13 protein-coding genes and 3 riboswitches are annotated in these 18,754 nt (G+C 61.5%); of the genes, 6 read left to right on the top strand and 7 right to left on the bottom strand.

Features of this window, described 5'->3' with window-relative positions; translation table 11 throughout:
- Positions 1-659 precede the first annotated feature (659 nt).
- From AC07OE_RS10380 to gcvT, 5 genes are all read right to left on the bottom strand, one after another.
- Entirely contained in the window at positions 660-2,048 is a 1,389-nt protein-coding gene (locus AC07OE_RS10380; protein ID WP_495070478.1) for an L-serine ammonia-lyase, read from the bottom strand.
- A complete protein-coding gene (locus tag AC07OE_RS10375; protein ID WP_495070477.1) occupies positions 2,029-3,309 on the bottom strand; it encodes a D-amino acid dehydrogenase in 1,281 nt (426 codons plus the stop codon). Before AC07OE_RS10375 ends, AC07OE_RS10380 begins: the two co-directional genes overlap by 20 nt.
- A gap of 174 nt (positions 3,310-3,483) precedes the next feature.
- Positions 3,484-3,577: riboswitch (glycine riboswitch) on the bottom strand.
- 56 nt (positions 3,578-3,633) lie between these two features.
- Positions 3,634-6,537 carry an aminomethyl-transferring glycine dehydrogenase gene (gcvP, locus tag AC07OE_RS10370; RefSeq protein WP_495070476.1) on the bottom strand — a complete coding sequence of 968 codons (2,904 nt, stop codon included), beginning with the start codon at positions 6,535-6,537 and terminating at the stop codon, positions 3,634-3,636.
- A 20-nt stretch (positions 6,538-6,557) separates the two neighbouring features.
- Positions 6,558-6,926 carry a glycine cleavage system protein GcvH gene (gcvH, locus tag AC07OE_RS10365; RefSeq protein ID WP_495070475.1) on the bottom strand — a complete coding sequence of 123 codons (369 nt, stop codon included), beginning with the start codon at positions 6,924-6,926 and terminating at the stop codon, positions 6,558-6,560.
- 90 nt (positions 6,927-7,016) lie between these two features.
- Positions 7,017-8,165 carry a glycine cleavage system aminomethyltransferase GcvT gene (gene gcvT / locus AC07OE_RS10360; protein WP_495070474.1) on the bottom strand — a complete coding sequence of 383 codons (1,149 nt, stop codon included), beginning with the start codon at positions 8,163-8,165 and terminating at the stop codon, positions 7,017-7,019.
- A gap of 63 nt (positions 8,166-8,228) precedes the next feature.
- Positions 8,229-8,350: riboswitch (glycine riboswitch) on the bottom strand.
- A gap of 16 nt (positions 8,351-8,366) precedes the next feature.
- Positions 8,367-8,469, bottom strand: a riboswitch (glycine riboswitch).
- Positions 8,470-8,569: 100 nt separating this feature from the next.
- Here gcvT and AC07OE_RS10355 point away from each other — a divergent pair.
- The 4 genes from AC07OE_RS10355 to AC07OE_RS10340 all read left to right on the top strand — a co-directional run bounded on the left by AC07OE_RS10355 (position 8,570) and on the right by AC07OE_RS10340 (position 14,301).
- Entirely contained in the window at positions 8,570-9,286 is a 717-nt protein-coding gene (locus AC07OE_RS10355) for a lysophospholipid acyltransferase family protein (RefSeq protein WP_495070473.1), read from the top strand.
- A 168-nt stretch (positions 9,287-9,454) separates the two neighbouring features.
- A complete protein-coding gene (locus AC07OE_RS10350; RefSeq protein ID WP_495070472.1) occupies positions 9,455-11,377 on the top strand; it encodes a PrkA family serine protein kinase in 1,923 nt (640 codons plus the stop codon).
- Between the two features lie 24 nt (positions 11,378-11,401).
- On the top strand, positions 11,402-12,670 hold the full coding sequence (locus AC07OE_RS10345) for a YeaH/YhbH family protein (RefSeq protein WP_495070471.1): 1,269 nt from the start codon (positions 11,402-11,404) through the stop codon (positions 12,668-12,670).
- Positions 12,671-12,783: 113 nt separating this feature from the next.
- Positions 12,784-14,301 carry a SpoVR family protein gene (locus AC07OE_RS10340; RefSeq protein WP_495070494.1) on the top strand — a complete coding sequence of 506 codons (1,518 nt, stop codon included), beginning with the start codon at positions 12,784-12,786 and terminating at the stop codon, positions 14,299-14,301.
- A 41-nt stretch (positions 14,302-14,342) separates the two neighbouring features.
- On the opposite strand, the gene AC07OE_RS10335 is transcribed toward AC07OE_RS10340, so the two are convergent.
- Positions 14,343-16,034, bottom strand: coding sequence for an electron transfer flavoprotein-ubiquinone oxidoreductase (locus AC07OE_RS10335; RefSeq protein WP_495070470.1), 1,692 nt, complete (start codon positions 16,032-16,034; stop codon positions 14,343-14,345).
- A gap of 136 nt (positions 16,035-16,170) precedes the next feature.
- On the opposite strand from AC07OE_RS10335, the gene AC07OE_RS10330 reads away from it, so the two are divergent.
- The gene (locus AC07OE_RS10330) at positions 16,171-16,953 is read left to right on the top strand and encodes an SDR family oxidoreductase (protein WP_495070469.1); all 783 of its coding nucleotides are present in this window, start codon (positions 16,171-16,173) and stop codon (positions 16,951-16,953) included.
- A gap of 30 nt (positions 16,954-16,983) precedes the next feature.
- Positions 16,984-17,883 carry a DMT family transporter gene (locus tag AC07OE_RS10325; protein ID WP_495070468.1) on the top strand — a complete coding sequence of 300 codons (900 nt, stop codon included), beginning with the start codon at positions 16,984-16,986 and terminating at the stop codon, positions 17,881-17,883.
- A gap of 29 nt (positions 17,884-17,912) precedes the next feature.
- Here AC07OE_RS10325 and AC07OE_RS10320 read toward each other — a convergent pair whose 3' ends face one another.
- Entirely contained in the window at positions 17,913-18,671 is a 759-nt protein-coding gene (locus AC07OE_RS10320; RefSeq protein ID WP_495070467.1) for a 3-hydroxyacyl-CoA dehydrogenase, read from the bottom strand.
- Positions 18,672-18,754: the final 83 nt, after the last annotated feature.

Raw genomic sequence — 18,754 nt, 5'->3', positions numbered from 1 at the left:
TTCGTTTGTTTGTTCATAAACACTTCTACCTCTTGGAATTGAGGTTATCAGGTGTCTACAAAACCCGGGGCGATTCAGATCGCGGTCTTTAAGTACCCGTTGAAGCGGTAAGTAGGCCGTGTATGTTTATTAAGGGGAAAGTCTAACCAATCAATGTCGCGCTCATCCAAAAATCTTCGGTATGCCGCAAGGTCGTCTGCAATGCCTGCGTATGTGGACATCGCAGGTCGGAAGGCATCTTCTAGGCGAGCAAGTATGTAAACGTTAGCTTCTGCCCAAGGAACCCCATGAGAGTCTAGGACCACCGGATAGAGGTTGAACTGATGAGGTGTCCATCGCGGTTTGCCATCACGACGAATGGTGTGATCGGGGACCAGTTTGGGGCGAACAAAGTATGTTGTATCAAGTACCTGTACCGTTGTCGCCTCAGCATCAGTTTCATCACTAAGTTCGGTTATTTCGAACTTCGGCAACAGAAGTTTGCGGGCTGTAGTGGATCTTTCGCGACTAGACATTGCTTGCAGTAGGGGACATGTAACACCTGCAAACACACCGAAATACGGAAGAGCAGGTTTGTCCAGGTTGGATGTTCAATTGTCCATTTTATAAAACTTACCTTTGTTGGTTATTTGAAAAGACTTGCACGTGTGATAAAGGCCTCAGCACTCCACAATATTCACCGCCAGCCCGCCGCGTGCAGTTTCCTTGTACTTGGTCTTCATGTCGGCGCCGGTTTCGCGCATGGTCTTGATGACCTTGTCCAGGCTCACAAAGTGGCTGCCGTCGCCGCGCAGCGCCATGCGGGCGGCATTGATGGCCTTGACGGACGCGATGGCGTTGCGTTCGATGCAGGGAATTTGCACCAGCCCGCCCACGGGGTCACAGGTTAGGCCCAGGTGGTGTTCCATGCCAATCTCGGCAGCGTTTTCCACCTGCGCGGGCGTGCCGCCCATCACCGCGCACAGTGCGGCGGCGGCCATGCTGCAGGCCACGCCCACCTCGCCCTGGCAGCCCACTTCGGCCCCGCTGATGCTGGCGTTTTCCTTGTAGAGGATGCCGATGGCGGCGGCGGTGAGCAGGAAGTCGATGACGCCAGCGTCCGTGGCGCCCGGCACAAAGCGTGTGTAGTAGTGCAGCACGGCCGGGATGATGCCGGCCGCGCCGTTGGTGGGTGCGGTGACGACGCGGCCACCGGCGGCGTTTTCTTCGTTCACGGCCAGGGCGTAGAGGTTGACCCAATCCAGCACCTGCAGCGGGTCGCGCAGCGCTTCCTCGGGCTTGGCCACCAGCGCATCGCGCAGGGCCTTGGCGCGGCGTTTGACCTTGAAGCCGCCGGGTAGCACACCTTCGGTGGCGCAGCCGCGCTGCACGCAGGCTTGCATGACCTGCCAGATCCGCAGCAGGCCGCTGTCGATGTCGGCGTCGCTGCGCCAATGCTGCTCGTTGCGGCGCATGATCTGCGCAATGCTGAGGCTGTGCTGTTGCGTGAGCTGCAGCAGCGCCTCGCCGCTGGTGAAGGGCAGGGGCAGCACGGTGGCGTCGGGCGCGATCACCTTTTGCCGTGTGCCGTCGGCCGCCACCTCATCGCTCACGATAAAGCCGCCGCCCACCGAGTAGTAGATGCGCTCCGACAGCTCGTTGCCTGCCGCATCCAGCGCCACAAAGCGCATGCCGTTGGCGTGGAAGGGCAGGGGCGCGCGCATGAAGAGCAGGTCGTCTTTCTCGCGGAAGTCAATCGCTTGCACGCCGCCCAGCGTGATGCGCTGGCTGCTGCGGAGTTGTGCCAGCGTGGGCGCGATCTGCTCTACCTCCACCGTGTCGGGCTCCAAACCGCTCAAGCCCAGCAGCACGGCCACATCACTGGCGTGGCCCTTGCCCGTGGCGCCCAGCGAGCCGTGCAACCAGCAGCGCACCGTGGCCGTCTGTGTCAGCAGACCGCTGTGCTGCAGCCGCGTGACGAACTGCCGCGCTGCTCGCATGGGCCCCACGGTGTGGGAGCTGCTGGGGCCGATGCCGATCTTGAAGAGATCAAATACGGATACTGCCATGGGGGGCTCCTAGGGTGCTTAGTGTGGATGAAGTGGCTTGTGTTGCAAAGTGCTGTTGCACATGCCCCACCAATTGGTGCGCGGTGATGGCCGACAGGGTCCAGCCCAGGTGGCCGTGACCGGTGTTGTAGAACACGTTGGCTTTTTTGCCTGCACCGACGCGCGGCAGCATGTTGGGCATCATCGGCCGCAGGCCGGCCCAGGGCTCTGCACGGCGCGTGCTCACCCCGGGGAAGCATTGGTTGACCCAGTTCACCAGGGGGCGGATGCGGTCAGCGCGGATGTCGTGGTTGAAGCCATTGAACTCGGCCGTGCCCGCCACGCGGAAGCGATCCTGGCCCAGACGGCTGGTCACCAACTTGGTTTCATCGTCCAGCAGGCTCACCTGTGGCGCGGCTTGCTGGCTGGCCTCGTCATTCAGGTGCACGGTGATGGAGTAGCCCTTGACCGGGTAGATGTTCAAACGGTCGCCCAACTGCGCGGCAATGCTGCGGCCATGCACACCGGCACACACCACTACGCCGTCAAACGTCTGGGTTTCGGTGCCTGCTTCACTCTGCAACACCAGCTCTGCGCGTGTGCCATCGGCGGACGCCTTGAGCACCTGGTGGCCGTACAAGAACGTCACGCCCAGGCGGGCGCAGGCCTGTGACAGGCCGTGCGTGTATTTGTGGATGTCGCCGGTGGAATCGCTCTCCGTGTAATAACCGCCGTAGTACTGACCCTGCAGCGTGGGCTCAATCGCGCGCATCTCCTCTGGCGTCACCGCGCGGCGCGCCAGACCACCGGCGGCCAGCATGGTGGACACTTTGCCCGCGTGGTCAAAGCCCGCCTTGTTGCGGTAGATGTGCAAGATGCCTTGGCGCTTGTGGTCGAAGTCAATGCCTTCCTTCTCGGCCCAGCCAAACAGGTGCTGGCGCGCGGCAATGGCCAAGCGTGTGGTGGCCTCGGTGTTGTCGCGGTACTTGGGAATGGCGGCCACAAACTCGGCCATCCAGCTTAGCTTGTGCCAGGTGGGCGTGGGGTTCATCAACAAGGGCGCGTCCTTGGTGAACATCCACTTCAGCCCCTTCACAATCGTGCTGGGGTGGGTCCAGACCTCGGCATTGGACGCGGAGAGCTGCCCGCCGTTGGCATAGGACGTTTCCATGCCCGCGTAGCGGTGTTTCTCGATCAGGGTGACCTGGTAACCCGCCTGGGCCAGGGTGTAAGCGCTGGTGACGCCGGTGATACCGCCGCCGATGATGGCAATGTGTTTCATGAAGCACTCTCGTAAAGAACAGTCGCAAACAAAGAGGTCGCCCACCCGCACACCATGTGCCGGTGACGACCCCCTCTGTTTGAGACCTGAGAGATTCACCGCCGGCCTTGTGGGCCCACGGCTTGCTCCTGCGGTGTGCTGCGGGACTGGCCGCGGCAGCTCTTCAGAGTGCTAATGATCGAAGCGGTCCTTTTGCCTGAGAGTTTCCGGGGTGGTTGCTCCTTCGGCGCTGGCGCTTTTAGGCGCCAGGCTCTCCCGCTGCGATGCCAGGTCCAGCCTGGCCAGGGTGGCTGCATGCAATGCAGTGCCACCCTGAATTTCAACTTAGTTTTCGGCGTATTCCGTCAACGGAACGCAGCTGCAGAACAGGTTGCGGTCGCCATACACGTTGTCCACCCGGCCCACGCTGGGCCAGTATTTCACAGCTTTCAGGCTGGCCACCGGGAAGGCGCCCACCTCGCGGCTGTAGGGGCGGTCCCACTCGCCACCGAGCAGGCTAGCAGCCGTGTGCGGGGCGTGCTTGAGTGGGTTGTTGTCTTGCGGCCATTCGCCTTTTTCCACGCGGGCAATCTCGCCGCGGATGGCAATCATCGCGTTGATAAAACGGTCCAGCTCGGCCAGCGTTTCGCTCTCGGTGGGCTCCACCATCAGCGTGTTAGGCACGGGGAAGGACAGCGTGGGCGCGTGGAAGCCATAGTCCATCAGGCGCTTGGCCACGTCTTCGGCCATCACGCCGCAGGTGTCCTTGAAGCCGCGCAGATCCAGAATGCACTCGTGCGCCACGTGGCCGTTGGCCGATGCGTACAGCGTGGGGTAGTGGTCGGTCAATCGTGCGCTGATGTAGTTGGCCGCCAGGATGGCCGCTTCGGTTGCGTGCTGCAGGCCGTCCGCGCCCATCATGCGGCAGTACATCCAGCTGATCGGCAGCACCGCCGCATTACCCAAGGGCGCCGCGCTGACCGCGCCGGTGCCAGGCACGCCACCGGTGGCGTGGCCGGGCAGGAAGGGTACCAGGTCGGCCACCACACACACGGGGCCGACACCGGGGCCGCCACCGCCGTGGGGGATGCAGAAGGTCTTGTGCAGATTCAGGTGGCTCACGTCGCCGCCAAACTCGCCGGGGGCGGCAGTGCCCACCAGTGCGTTCATGTTGGCGCCGTCCACGTACACACGGCCGCCGTGCTGGTGCACCAGGGCGCACAGCTCTTTCACGCTGGTTTCAAACACGCCGTGGGTGCTGGGGTAGGTGATCATCACTGCGGCCAGGTTGGCGCTGTGCTGTTCGCACTTGGCTTGCAGATCGGCCATGTCCACGTTGCCGTTGTCGTCACACTTGGTCACCACCACTTGCATGCCCACCATCTGGGCAGACGCGGGGTTAGTGCCGTGCGCGCTGCTGGGGATCAGGCAGATGTTGCGGTGGCCTTCGCCCTTGCTGGCGTGGTAGGCCTGAATGGTCAGCAGACCAGCATATTCCCCCTGGCTTCCGGCGTTGGGTTGCAGGCTGATGCCGGCGTAACCGGTGGCGGCGCACAGCCAGGCGCGCAGTTGCGCGTCCAGCTCGGTGTAGCCCTGGCGCTGGTCGGCGGGGGCGAATGGGTGAATGTTCGCAAACTCGGGCCAGGTGATGGGGATCATCTCGCTGGTGGCGTTGAGCTTCATGGTGCAAGAGCCCAGCGGAATCATGCTGCGGTCCAGCGCCAGGTCCTTGTCAGAGAGCATGCGGATGTAGCGCAGCATGCCGGTCTCGGAATGGTGGGTGTTGAACACCGGGTGCGTGAGGAACTTGCTGGTGCGGCGCAGTGCGGCGGGGATCAGCGAGTCGGCGGTGCCCTCCAGCGCTTCCACGCTGGGCAGGGCCTGGCCGGGCTTGGCGAACAGGCTCAACACCAGCGCCAGGTCGTCACGCGTGGTGGTTTCGTCCAGGCTGATGCACAGGTAGTTCTCAAAGTAAATTCGCAGGTTGGCCCCCGCGGATACTGCGCGAGCAGCTATCGAATTGGTAGCGTCCTCAGTCTTCAACGTTACCGTGTCAAAGGTGGCCTGCGCGCGCACCGGGGCACCTAGCTGCTCCAGACCCTTGGCCAGGATGGCAGTGAACTTGGCCACGCGCTGGGCGATGCGGGTCAGGCCCTCGGGGCCGTGGTACACGGCGTACATGCTGGCGATAACCGCCGGCAGCACCTGAGCAGTGCAGATGTTGGAGGTGGCTTTTTCGCGGCGGATGTGCTGCTCGCGCGTTTGCAGCGCCAGGCGGTAGGCCGGGTTGCCATGGGTGTCGATGCTCACGCCCACAATGCGGCCGGGCATGGAGCGTTTGTATTCGTCGCGGCAGGCCATGTAGGCGGCGTGCGGGCCACCGTTGCACAGCGGCATGCCGAAGCGCTGCGTGGTGCCGACCACAATGTCCGCATCAAACTCGCCGGGCGGCGTGAGTAGTGTGAGCGCCAGCAGGTCGGCGGCCACGATAAAGGCGGCGTTCTTGCCATGCACGGTGGATACATCGGCACGCAGGTCGTCAATGCGGCCGCTGGTAGCCGGGTACTGCGCCAGCACGGCAAAGTAGTCGCCGGCCAGCGCGGTTTCCCACTCGGGCGCGGAGTTGGCCAGTTGCACGGTGATGCCCAGCGGCTTGGCGCGGGTCTGAATCACCTCAATGGTTTGCGGGTGGCAGTCGCCGGCCACCACAAACACGTTGCTCTTGCTTTTGACACTGCGCTTGGCCAGCGTCATGGCTTCGGCCGCTGCCGTGGCTTCGTCCAGCATGGACGCGTTGGCCATCGGCATGCCGGTCAGGTCACACACCATGGTCTGGAAGTTGACCAGCGCTTCCATGCGGCCTTGCGAAATCTCGGCCTGGTAGGGCGTGTAGGCGGTGTACCAGGCGGGGTTCTCCAGAATGTTGCGCAGGATCACACCGGGCGTGTGTGTGCCGTAATAGCCTTGGCCAATGAAGCTCTTGAGCACCTTGTTCTTGCCTGCCAGCACCTTGATCTCGGCCAGCGCCGCGGCTTCGGTGATCGCAGCGGGAATGTCCATCTTGCTGGATCGTGCGATCGATCGCGGCACGAAGCTGTCGATCAGCGTACGGCGTGAGGTCTCGCCGATGGCCTTGAGCATCAGCGCTTCGTCGGCGGCATCAATGCCAATGTGGCGTGCGTGGAATTCGCTGGCGTTTTCCAGCTGGCTGAGCGTGGGTGTGGAGGTGGGGGCAGAGGTCGTTGGCATGGCAGGCAGGCGGCAGGTGTTTAGCTGGCGGAGAAGGCGGTGTAGCTCGTTTCGTCCATCAGGCCGTCCAACTCAGAGGGGTTGGACAGCTTGACCTTGAAGAACCAGCCGGCGCCCAGCGGGTCGGTGTTGGCCAGGCTGGGGTCGGCGCGCAGGGCTTCGTTCACTTCGGTGATCTCGCCGCTCACGGGCATGTAGACGTCGGCAGCGGCCTTGACGGACTCCACCACGCCGGCCACGGCCTTGGCGTCGATCGACGCGCCCACTTCGGGCAGGTCCACAAACACCACATCGCCCAGCGCGTCTTGCGCGTGGTGGGTGATGCCCACGGTGACGATGCCGCCTTCAACGTTGAGCCATTCGTGGTCGGGGGTGTATTTGATAGACATGGAGAACTCCTGAAAAACGGGTAATAGAAAAGGAATCAAACAATAAAAACGAACCTGCCAAGGCAGACTTTAGCCGCCCCGGCGCCGGGTTTAGCCGCGGTAATAGCGTGTGGGCACAAAGGGCATGGCACTGACCTCCATGGGCACGGGCTTGCCACGCACGATGGCCACCACCTTGCTGCCCACAGCCGCCCAGGCCGCGTCCACATAGCCCATGGCCACGGGCTTGTCGATGGTGGGGCCGAGCAGGCCGCTGGTCACTTCGCCGATCTTGTTGCCGGCGCCGTCCTGCAGCTCGGTGTGGTCACGCACGGGGATGCGCTCCAGCGCGATCAGTCCTACGCGTTTCCGGGCTACAGCCCCCGTAGAGTCTGCGATAGCAGCTAGTATTTTTGTAGCACCCGGGAAGCCGCCTTCCCGTGCTCCGCCAGTGCGGCGCACCTTTTGCATGGCCCAGAGCAGGCTGGCTTCCACCGGGTTGGTGGTCGTATCGATGTCGTTGCCATACAGGCACAGGCCGGCTTCCAGGCGCAGCGAGTTGCGCGCGCCCAGGCCAATCGGCTTCACTTCGGGCTGGGCCAGCAGGGCACGGGCCAGGGCTTCCGCGTGGTCGTTTTGGACGGAGATTTCAAACCCGTCTTCGCCGGTGTAGCCGCTGCGCGTCAAAAACACGTCAATCTTCTGGGTGCCGGTGTCCACGGTGAAGTTGCCACCGGTCATGAACACCAGCTTCTCCGCACCGGGCGCCAGGCGGGACAGGGCGGTCACAGCCTGCGGGCCCTGCAGCGCCAACAGCGCGTAGTCGGGCAGGGGGACGACCTGGCAGCGGCTGCCGATCTTGGCCTGGATGTGCGCGATGTCGCCCACCTTGCAGGCGCCGTTGACGATGACGAAGAGTTCGTTGTCGCCCTTGTTGAAGAACATCAGGTCATCAATGATGGTGCCCTCGTCCGTCAGCAGCAGGCCGTAGCGCTGCTTGCCAACCGGCAGATCGATCACGTCCACGGGCATCAGCGTTTCAAACGCGGCGGCGGCGTCCGGCCCCACCAGGCGCAACTGGCCCATGTGCGACACATCAAACAGGCCGGCGGCGTTGCGGGTGTGGTGGTGTTCCGCCATCAGGCCGGCGGGGTACTGCACGGGCATGGAGTAGCCGGCAAACGGCACCATGCGGGCACCCAGTTCGATGTGCAGGGCGTTGAGCGGTGTGGTCAACAAAGCGGCGTCGGTGGCGGACATGGCGGCAATCCAGGTAGGGGCAAGTCAAAAACCGGGGTGGGTGCATGGCTGCGCCCGCCCGGTGCTGCCCCCGCTGTCCGCTTTACCTGAGAGATTCGCCGGGCCTGCGTGCACAGTGTGCGCAGACTGCGGGTTGCTCCTTCGGTGGGCTGCAGCGTGTGTAGCCTCTCTCCAGTGGGGTGTCGTTGGCAGCCAAGCCGCCAACGGATGTCAGTCCTTTTGCCTGAGCGTTCAGACCGCTGCAATCAGCCGTCCTGCGCCTTCGGCGGCCTCCACACGGGAAGCTCTCTCCTGACTGGTCGGAATTCTAAACCAGCCGCCACGACCTGGCCAACCCAGATGGGTTGCGCGATCTCTGACCCACCGCAAAGTGGGGCCGCAGCGGCTCACCTAAACTTGCGCGCATGCTCCTTATCCTTCGCCTGGCCTTGCTGGGTCTGTACTTCCTGCTGGCTTCGGCCATCAACTTTGTCATCTGCTTTGCCCGTCCATTCAACCCCGACAACTCGCGGCTGTGTGGCTGGGTGTATTCCGCACCGGCGCTTCGCATTCTGGGTCTGAAGGTGCAGTTGGACACGCTGGGCATGCTGACACTGTCCAACCCCTTCATCATCGTGGCCAATCACCAGTCGAACTGGGACCTGTTTGTGCTGGGGGGCGCTGTGCCACGTCGCACCGTGTCCCTGGGTAAGAAGAGCCTGAAATGGATTCCTTTTTTTGGCCAGATTTACTGGTTGGCAGGCAACATCCTGATTGACCGTGGCAATGCGTTCAAGGCCAAGCAGGCCATGCTCAAAACCACTGACGTGATGCAACACCAGGACACATCGATCTGGGTGTTCCCGGAAGGGACACGCAACCTTGGCCAGGGTTTGCTTCCTTTCAAGAAGGGCGCGTTCCAGATGGCCATCAACGCCGGCGTGCCCATTATTCCGCTGTGCTGCAGCAACTACAAGCGCAGCATGGACCTCAACCGCTGGCACAGCGGATCCATCACCATCCAAACTCTGCCGCCTATCGCCACCAAGGGCATGACGTTGAACGATATGCCCGCGCTCATGGAGCATTGCCGCGCGCAGATGGTGGCGGGCCTGAACGCACTGGATACGCAGCACGCCTAGCGAGAAAAGAAGTCCTCTGAAAAGCAGGGGCATAGCCGCGTGTTTATTCGCCTTCCAAACAACACCGAGATGGGGAACCAACTGGACTGTGCCGCAGTCCAAGGCATATACTGAAATCAAGAATCCATCGTGAGGGATTCAGGTTTGTTGTTCCAGCCCGGAGGTCTTATGGACGCCATTGGTAACTACGTAGCCCGCCATGCACGCAGCCGCGAAGAAGAGATGACTCTCGACGAGTATCTGGCTGAGTGCAAACGCAACCCGCTCACATATGCCACGGCGGCTGAACGCATGCTGGCAGCCATCGGTGAGCCGATGGTGCTGGACACCCGCAACGACCCACGGCTCTCGCGTATCTTTGCCAACAAGCTGATCAAGGTCTATCCCGCCTTCTCCGAGTTCTATGGCATGGAAGATGCCATCGAGCAGGTGGTGAGCTACTTCCGCCACGCGGCGCAAGGGCTGGAAGAGCGCAAACAGATTCTGTACCTGCTGGGCCCTGTGGGCGGTGGCAAGAGTTCTCTGGCCGAGCGACTCAAGCACCTCATGCAGCAGGTGCCGTTCTATGCCATCAAGGGCTCGCCGGTGAACGAAAGTCCGTTGGGTCTGTTTGATGCGCAGGAAGATGGCCCGGTGCTGCAGGAGAACTACGGCATTCCTCCGCGGTACCTGCAACGCATCCTCTCGCCCTGGGCCGTGAAGCGGCTGGATGAGTTTGGTGGCGACATCCGCCAGTTCAAGGTGGTCAAGCGTTATCCCAATACTCTGCGCCAGATCGGTGTGGCCAAGACCGAACCCGGTGACGAAAACAACCAGGACATTTCGTCCCTGGTGGGCAAGGTGGATATCCGTAAGCTGGAGAGCTTTTCGCAGGACGACCCCGATGCCTACAGCTTCTCGGGTGGCCTGTGCCTGGCCAACCAGGGGCTGCTGGAATTTGTGGAAATGTTCAAGGCGCCCATCAAGGTGCTGCACCCGCTGCTGACGGCCACACAGGAAGGCAACTTCAAGGGCACCGAAGGCTTTGGCGCCATTCCGTTTGACGGCGTGGTGCTGGCCCACAGCAACGAGAGCGAGTGGAAAGCCTTCCGCAATAACAAGCACAACGAAGCGTTTCTGGACCGCATCTACATCGTCAAGGTGCCTTACTGCCTGCGTGTGAGCGAAGAGGTCAAGATTTACGAAAAACTCATCCGCGATTCGTCACTCGGCCAGGCCAAGTGTGCCCCGGGAACACTCAAGATGATGAGCCAGTTTGCCATCCTCACGCGGCTGAAGGAGCCTGAGAACTCCAGCCTGTTCAGCAAGATGGAGGTGTACGACGGCGAGAGCCTGAAAGACACCGACCCGCGTGCCAAGAGCTACCACGAGTACCGGGACTACGCAGGCATGGACGAGGGCATGACCGGCGTGTCCACGCGCTTTGCATTCAAGATTTTGTCCAAGGTGTTCAACTTTGACAGCGCTGAGGTGGCGGCCAACCCCGTGCACCTGATGTATGTACTGGAGCAACAGATTGAGCGGGAGCAGTTCCCGGCTGATCTGGAACAGAAGTACACCGGCTTCATCAAAGAGCTGTTGGCCCCGCGCTATGCAGAGTTCATTGGCAAGGAAATCCAGACCGCCTACCTGGAGAGCTACAGCGAATATGGGCAGAACATCTTTGACCGCTATGTCACCTATGCGGACTACTGGATCCAGGACAACGAGTACCGGGACACCGATACGGGCGAGGTGTTTGACCGCGTGGCCCTGAACGCCGAGTTGGAGAAGATCGAGAAGCCGGCAGGCATTGCCAATCCCAAGGACTTTCGCAACGAGATCGTCAACTTTGTGCTGCGCGCGCGGGCCAACAACCAGGGCAAGAACCCGGCGTGGACCAGCTACGAGAAACTGCGCCAGGTGATCGAGAAGAAGATGTTCTCGAACACCGAGGAGCTGCTGCCCGTGATCAGCTTCAATGCCAAGGCCAGTGCCGATGAGGCCAAGAAGCACGAAGACTTTGTGACACGCATGGTGGAAAAAGGCTACACCGCCAAGCAGGTGCGCCTGCTATGCGAGTGGTACCTGAGGGTGCGCAAGAGTTCGTAAGGAGTCCGGCACGAAAGGTTGAAGATGGCCCTGCAAATCGTTGACCGCCGACTGGCGGGCAAGAACAAGTCCATTGGCAACCGGGAGCGGTTTTTGCGCCGCCACCAAGACCAGATCCGCGAAGCTGTGCGCAAGGCCGTGGCAGGCCGCGGCATTCGTGACATCGAGCAAGCCGAGAACGTCACCATTCCCAAGAAAGACATCAGCGAGCCTGTGTTTCACCACGGGGAGGGTGGTGTGCGCGACACGGTGCACCCCGGCAACACCGACCACCTGCGTGGTGACCGCATCAAGCGCCCCCAGGGCGGTGCAGGCGGGGGCAAAGGGCAGGCCAGTGATTCGGGCGAGGGCGAAGATGATTTTGTCTTCACGCTCAGCAAGGAAGAGTTCATGCAGGTGTTTTTTGAAGGGCTGGCCTTGCCCCACCTGATGCGCACCCAGATTGGCGAGACACCCGAGTGGAAGACCCATTGCGCAGGCTACACGCGGGACGGCACACCCAACAACTTGCACATCCTGCGTTCCATGCGCGGTGCTCTTGGCCGTCGCCTGGCGCTGGGTACCGGCGCGCGGCGGGAGCTGGCACAGAAGAGGCTGTTGCTGGCGCAACTGGAACGCGATCCCTCGGGTCACGAGCGCGAGATACGCACGCTGCGCCTGGAGATCCAGGAGCTAGAGCTGCGGATCAAGAAGATCCCGTTTCTGGATCCGGTGGATCTGCGGTTCCGCGGTCGGGTGAAGACACCTGTGCCCACTTCCAAGGCCGTGATGTTCTGCCTCATGGACGTGTCTGGCTCCATGGATGAGGAGCGTAAGGGCTTGGCCAAGCAGTTCTTCATCCTGCTTTATCTGTTTCTGACCCGCCACTACGAAAAGATCGACATCGTCTTCATCCGCCACCACACGCAGGCGCAGGAGGTCGATGAAGACACCTTCTTCCACGCTACCGAGAGCGGCGGTACGGTGGTCAGCAGTGCGCTCGAGCTGATGCAAAAAATTCTGGAGCAGCGCTACCCTGCGTCGGAATGGAATATCTACGGCGCCCAGGCCAGTGATGGGGACAATTTCAGCAACGACAGCGGGCGTTGCCGCGATCTGCTCAGCGACGCGCTGCTGCCGCTGTGCCGCTACTTTGCCTATGTGCAGGTGGCCGATACTGAGCAGGACCTGTGGGAAGAATATGCGCAGCTGGCCGAAGAGCACGCCAACTTCGCCATTCGCAAGGTCACCAGTCCCGAGAACATCTACCCGGTGTTCCGAGACCTGTTCAAGAAGGAAGGCGAGACTGTATGAGTGACCTGCTTCCCATCCTCGCGCAGCGCCCGGTGGAGCACCGTCATCTGGACGACCCGGCCCGCATTCCGCCGAGCGGCGAGCGCCGCACGCGCATTGTCTTGCAAGAGCCCATGCCAGCGCCGCCGCGTGCGAATGAGCCCTTGCCGGACGGCAGCGACTGGACCTTTGAACTGATTGAGCGTTACCACGATGTGATCCGCGAAACCGCCGCCCGCTTTGGCCTGGACACCTATGCCAACCAGCTGGAAATCATCACGGCTGAACAGATGATGGATGCCTATGCCAGCGTGGGCATGCCTATCCACTACCGACACTGGAGCTATGGCAAGGAGTTCATCGCCACCGACAAGCGCTACCGCCGCGGCCACATGGGTTTGGCGTACGAGATCGTCATCAACTCGGACCCCTGCATCAGCTACCTGATGGAGGAAAACACCACCGCCATGCAGGCACTGGTGATTGCGCATGCGGCCTATGGGCACAACAGTTTCTTCAAAGGCAACTACCTGTTCCGCATGTGGACGGACGCCTCCAGCATCATCGACTACCTGGTGTTTGCGCGTCGCTACATCAGTGAGTGCGAAGAGCGCTACGGCCTGGAGACGGTGGAGCTTTTTCTGGACTCCTGCCATGCGCTGGCCAATTTTGGGGTGGACCGCTACCGAAGGCCCAGCAAAAAGAGCCTGGCGCAGGAACTCAGTGCGCGGCGCGCGCGTGAGGCCTACGCGCAGCAGCAGGTGAACGACCTGTGGCGCACGGTGCCCAAGGGCGCCGATAAGCCCGAGGATGCACCCGAGAGCCAGCGCTTTCCCGCCGAACCGCAAGAGAACTTGTTGTACTTCATTGAGAAAAATGCGCCGCTGTTGGAGCCCTGGCAGCGTGAAGTGGTGCGGCTAGTGCGCAAGATTGCCCAGTACTTTTACCCGCAGCGCCAGACCCAGGTGATGAACGAAGGCTGGGCCACGTTCTGGCACCACAAGCTGCTCAACACCATGTACGACGATGGACATCTGAGCAACGGCATGATGATGGAATGGCTGAGTTCGCACACCAACGTGATCTTTCAGCCGCCCGTGGGGCACCGCGCCTACAGCGGCATCAACCCCTATGCGCTGGGCTTTGCCATGTACACCGACATCAAACGTATCTGCGATGCGCCGACGGACGAAGACCGCTTCTGGTTCCCCGATATTGCCGGTCGTCCGTGGCTGCCCACGCTGGACCACGCCATGCGCAATTTCAAGGACGAGAGCTTCATCGGCCAATTTCTCTCGCCCAAGCTCATGCGCGACATGCGCCTCTTTGCCGTGCATGACGATGAGAAGAAGGCACAGCTGGAGGTGGCCGCCATCCACGACGAACTGGGCTACCGGGAGCTACGCCAGTCCCTGTCGCAGCAGTACGACCTGGGCACGCGCGAGCCCAACATCCAGGTCTGGAACATGAACTTGCGCGGCGACCGCACGCTCACGCTGCGCCACACCCAGTTTCAGAACCGGCCGCTGGGCGACAGCACGTTGGAAGTGCTCAAGCACACGGCGCGCCTCTGGGGCTTTGGGGTGGCGCTGGAAAGCGTGAACAGCGCCGGTGAGGTGACACGGCAGTGGAGCGTGGCAGCGCCGGCGTAATTCCTTGGCATAAATAAAAAACGGGGCCGAAGCCCCGTTTTTTACATGCCGGCGTAGTTCGGCCCGCCGCCGCCTTCGGGTGTGACCCAGACGATGTTTTGCGTGGGGTCCTTGATGTCGCAGGTCTTGCAATGCACGCAGTTCTGCGCGTTGATCTGCAGGCGGTCGGTGTCGTCCTCGTTCTTCACAAACTCGTACACACCTGCGGGGCAGTAGCGGGCTTCGGGGCCTGCGTACTTGGCCAGGTTGATCTTGACGGGCACCGATGCGTCTTTCAGCGTCAAGTGCGCGGGCTGCTGTTCTTCGTGGTTGGTGTTGCTGATGAACACGCTGGACAGGCGGTCAAACGTCAGCTTGCCATCGGGCTTGGGGTAGACGATGGGCTTGCACTCGGCCGCGGGCTTGAGGTAAGCGTAGTCCGGTTTGGTGCGGCGCAGCGTCCAGGGGATATGGCCGCGCAGGACGAGCTGTTCGAATCCGTTCATCAACGTCGCAATGGTCAGGCCGTACTTGAACCAGTTCTTGAAGTTGCGGTCCTTGTTCAGCTCGGTGTGCAGCCAGCTTTTCTCGAACGCTTCGGGGTAGGCGCTCAGCTCGTCGTGCTGGCGGCCTGCCACGACCGCGTCGTAGGCGGCTTCGGCGGCCTGCATGCCGGTCTTGATGGCCGCATGGCTGCCCTTGATGCGCCCCACGTTCAGGTAGCCCGCATTGCAACCAATCAGTGCGCCGCCGGGGAACACGGTCTTGGGCAGGGCATTGATGCCGCTGGCGTTGATGGCGCGCGCGCCATACCCCAGGCGCTTGGCGGTGATTTCACCCTTGTCGTTCTCGAGGTAGTAGCGCACATTGGGGTGCGTCTTCCAGCGCTGGAATTCCTCGAAGGGGCTCAAGTAGGGGTTGGAATAGCCCAAGCCAGTCACAAAGCCCAGAGCCACCTTGTTGCCGTCGAGGTGGTATAGGAAGGCGCCGCCATAGGTGTCGGACTCCATGGGCCAGCCCGCGGTGTGCATCACAAAACCCGGCTTGTGGCGGCTGGGGTCAATCTCCCACAGTTCCTTGATGCCAATGCCCCAGCTTTGCGGGTCACGGCCTTCGTCAAGTTTGAATTTGGCGATGAGTTGCTTGCCGAGGTGGCCGCGTGCGCCTTCGGCAAACACGGTGTATTTGCCCAGCAGCTCCATGCCGAGCTGGAAGCTTTCCATGGGCTCGCCGTCCTTGCCCACGCCCATGTTGCCGGTGGCCACGCCTTTCACCGATCCGTCGTCGTTGTAGAGCACTTCAGCTGCGGTAAAGCCAGGGAAGATCTCCACGCCCAGCGCTTCTGCTTGTTCGGCAAGCCATTTGGTGACGGCACCCAGGCTGATGATGTAGTTGCCGTGGTTATGGGCAAACGGCGGCAGCGCCAAATTGGGTACGCGTACGCCGGTTTTTTCACCCAGGAAGACGTAGGCATCATCAGTCACCGGCTGGTTCAGCGGGGCGCCCAGTTCTTTCCAATTCGGGATCAGTTCGGTTAGTGCCTTGGGGTCCATGATGGCGCCCGACAGAATGTGCGCGCCGGGCTCGGAACCCTTCTCCAACACCACCACCGAGACGTCTGTGCCTTTCTCTGCCGCCAGTTGTTTCAGGCGGATGGCGGTCGCCAGACCACCGGGGCCACCACCGACGACGACCACGTCGTACTCCATGGATTCACGGGGGCCGAACTGGGCCAGAATTTCCTGGTTTGTCATGGGGTGTCTCGCTTAATAATGGGTGGTCTTCTGATTGGCACGCGTACTCAAAGGCGGACCGAACTGGAGTTGGATTTTATTCGCTGAATTCACAAAAAAGAACGACCGTTCTTTTTATTTTGAGGAGGCACTCTAAATGGCTTACAGCATCGATCTCTCAGGGCGTGTAGCTTTCATTACGGGCGCATCCGGTGGACTCGGCGCGCAGTTTGCCAAAACATTGGCGAGCGCGGGTGCCGCGGTGGTGCTGGCCAGTCGCCGAGTGGACAAACTCAAGGATTTGCGCGCGCAGATTGAAGGCATGGGGGGAGACGCCCATGTGGTGGAGCTGGACGTGACCGACCAGGATTCCATTGGGGCCGCCGTTGCGCGCGCCGAAACCGAGGTCGGGTCTATCGACATACTGGTCAACAACTCAGGAGTGAGCACCACGCAGCGCCTGCAGGATGTGTCCAACGAAGACTACGATTTCATGTTCAATACGAATGTGAAGGGTGCATTTTTTGTGGCCCAGGAAGTTGGCAAGCGCATGCTGGCGCGCGCCAAGGGTGCAGCGCCGGGCAACTACACCGGCGGGCGCATTGTGAATGTGGCGTCGATGGCGGGCCTGCGGCCGTTGCCGCAAATTGGCGTGTACTGCATGAGCAAGGCGGCCGTGATCCAGATGACCAAGGCCATGGCGCTGGAGTGGGGCAAGTTCGGCATCAACGTGAACGCGCTGTGCCCAGGCTACATCGATACCGAGATCAACCACCACCACTGGCAAACCGATGGAGGGCAGAAGCTGGTGCAGATGCTGCCGCGCAAGCGTATTGGCCACCCCCAAGACCTGGACGCCATTCTGGTCACGCTGTGTTCGGACCAAAGCCATTTCATCAACGGAGCGGTGATTGCTGCGGACGATGGCTTTGGTATCTGAGGATTTGCGTTTGGACGGTCAGGTGCGCGTTTGCTAGTCGGCGTCCTGGCCGGGCTGGCCGCCGGGGCGCTATGGGGGCTGGTGTTTGTAGCGCCTGCATTGGCGCCCGGCTTGGCCGCGGTGGATCTCGCCGCCGGCCGCTTTGCCAGCTATGGACTGACCGCCTTGCTGGTGATGCTGCTGGCGCGCGGCAAGCGGCACTGGCCCACTTGGCGACAGATGGGTGCGGCTTTGGGCTTGAGTGTGCTGGGCTTCTCTGGCTACTACCTGCTGCTGGTGCTATCCATCCGCGACGCGGGGGTGGAGGTGCCCACGCTCATCATCGGCACCATTCCCATCTGGGTGATGCTGCTCGGCAAGCCGGAGCATCTGCTGTGGCGCAGCCTGTTGCCGGGCTTGCTGCTCACCATCACGGGCGTGCTGTTGATGATGGGTGCGGAGACGGCAGGTGTCGCAGAACACACCTCCGGTGGCTGGGTGTACTGGCGTGGCATTGGCTTCGCGCTCTTGTCCATGGCCTGCTGGACGGCGTTTGCAGTGCTCAACGCAGCCTGGCTGAAGCACCACCATGCGGTGAATGTGACCGATTGGACGAACTGGCTTGGCATTGCGTCCGGACTGGGGGCTGTGGCCTTGTGGTTGGTGCTGGGTTCAGAGTCGAATGTGCTGCTAGCCCGCGAGGATATTGCGCGATCAGCTATGGTTTGTATAGCAACTGGTGTGGGATCGGCATGGCTGGCCACCGTGCTGTGGAACATTGCCAGTCGCCGCTTGAGCGCCAGCTTGTGCGGCCAGCTTATCGTGAGTGAGACGCTGTTTGCCTTGTTCTATGCGTTTGTGGGTTATGGGGTGTGGCCCCACTGGCAGCAGCTGCTGGCCAGCGGGGTGTTTGTGCTGGGCATCATCGCGTCTATCCGGGCGCATCGCTAAAAAGTGAGCGGACGGATAGAGCCGTTGACTTATTTCGGTGCCAGGCGAATGGCGCCGTCCAGACGGATGACTTCGCCGTTGAGCATGTCGTTCTCAAAAATGTGCACAGCCAGTTTGGCGTAGTCCTGTGGCGTGCCAAGGCGCGAAGGGAAGGGCACACCGGCCGCCAGCGCGTCCTGCACTTCCTGCGGCATGCTGAAGAGCATGGGCGTGCCAAAGATTCCGGGGGCAATCGTCATGTTGCGAATGCCATTGCGCGCCAGGTCGCGTGCGATCGGCAGGGTCATGCCCACCACGCCGCCTTTGGAGGCGCTGTAGGCGGCTTGGCCAATCTGCCCGTCATAGGCAGCAACCGATGCCGTGGAGATCATCGCGCCACGCTCCCCGGTAGCTTCGGGGTCGTTTTTGCTCATGGCGTCCGCAGCCAGGCGAATCATGTTGAAGCTGCCAATCAGGTTCACCGTGATGGTCTTGCTGAACGAGGCTAGCGCGTGTGCGCCGTTCTTTCCCACGGTTTTCTCGGCGGGCGCAATGCCTGCGCAGTTCACCAGGCCCATGAGCTTGCCCAGGGAGACGGCTTTGGCAACAACGGCTTGGCCGTCGGCTTCATTGCTCACATCGCATTTCACAAATGCGCCACCGATGTCCTTGGCAATGGCTTCGCCCTTTTCTGCCTGCATGTCGGCAATCACCACCTTGCCCCCCTTGGCCGCCAGCATGCGGGCCGTACCTTCGCCCAGGCCCGAAGCACCACCAGTGACGATAAAGACTTTGCCTGCGATATCCATAGAAAACTCCTTGGGTTGGTTGGGTTTGTTTACGTTTACGTAAACGTCAATTATGGCGCAGCGCAATGCTGTAAATGCAGGAT

This window comes from Rhodoferax sp. GW821-FHT09E07 (assembly GCF_059416145.1).
This window is presented reverse-complemented; position numbering and strand designations above follow the sequence as displayed.

Excerpts from the sequence above, each read along its gene's own strand:
- AC07OE_RS10380 (WP_495070478.1), bottom strand. The coding sequence starts at position 2,048 with ATGGCAGTATCCGTATTTGATCTCTTCAAGATCGGCATCGGCCCCAGC.
- AC07OE_RS10375 (WP_495070477.1), bottom strand. The coding sequence starts at position 3,309 with ATGAAACACATTGCCATCATCGGCGGCGGTATCACCGGCGTCACCAGC.
- gcvP (WP_495070476.1), bottom strand. The coding sequence starts at position 6,537 with ATGCCAACGACCTCTGCCCCCACCTCCACACCCACGCTCAGCCAGCTG.
- gcvH (WP_495070475.1), bottom strand. The coding sequence starts at position 6,926 with ATGTCTATCAAATACACCCCCGACCACGAATGGCTCAACGTTGAAGGC.
- gcvT (WP_495070474.1), bottom strand. The coding sequence starts at position 8,165 with ATGTCCGCCACCGACGCCGCTTTGTTGACCACACCGCTCAACGCCCTG.
- AC07OE_RS10355 (WP_495070473.1), top strand. The coding sequence starts at position 8,570 with ATGCTCCTTATCCTTCGCCTGGCCTTGCTGGGTCTGTACTTCCTGCTG.
- AC07OE_RS10350 (WP_495070472.1), top strand. The coding sequence starts at position 9,455 with ATGGACGCCATTGGTAACTACGTAGCCCGCCATGCACGCAGCCGCGAA.
- AC07OE_RS10345 (WP_495070471.1), top strand. The coding sequence starts at position 11,402 with ATGGCCCTGCAAATCGTTGACCGCCGACTGGCGGGCAAGAACAAGTCC.
- AC07OE_RS10340 (WP_495070494.1), top strand. The coding sequence starts at position 12,784 with ATGCCAGCGCCGCCGCGTGCGAATGAGCCCTTGCCGGACGGCAGCGAC.
- AC07OE_RS10335 (WP_495070470.1), bottom strand. The coding sequence starts at position 16,034 with ATGACAAACCAGGAAATTCTGGCCCAGTTCGGCCCCCGTGAATCCATG.
- AC07OE_RS10330 (WP_495070469.1), top strand. The coding sequence starts at position 16,171 with ATGGCTTACAGCATCGATCTCTCAGGGCGTGTAGCTTTCATTACGGGC.
- AC07OE_RS10320 (WP_495070467.1), bottom strand. The coding sequence starts at position 18,671 with ATGGATATCGCAGGCAAAGTCTTTATCGTCACTGGTGGTGCTTCGGGC.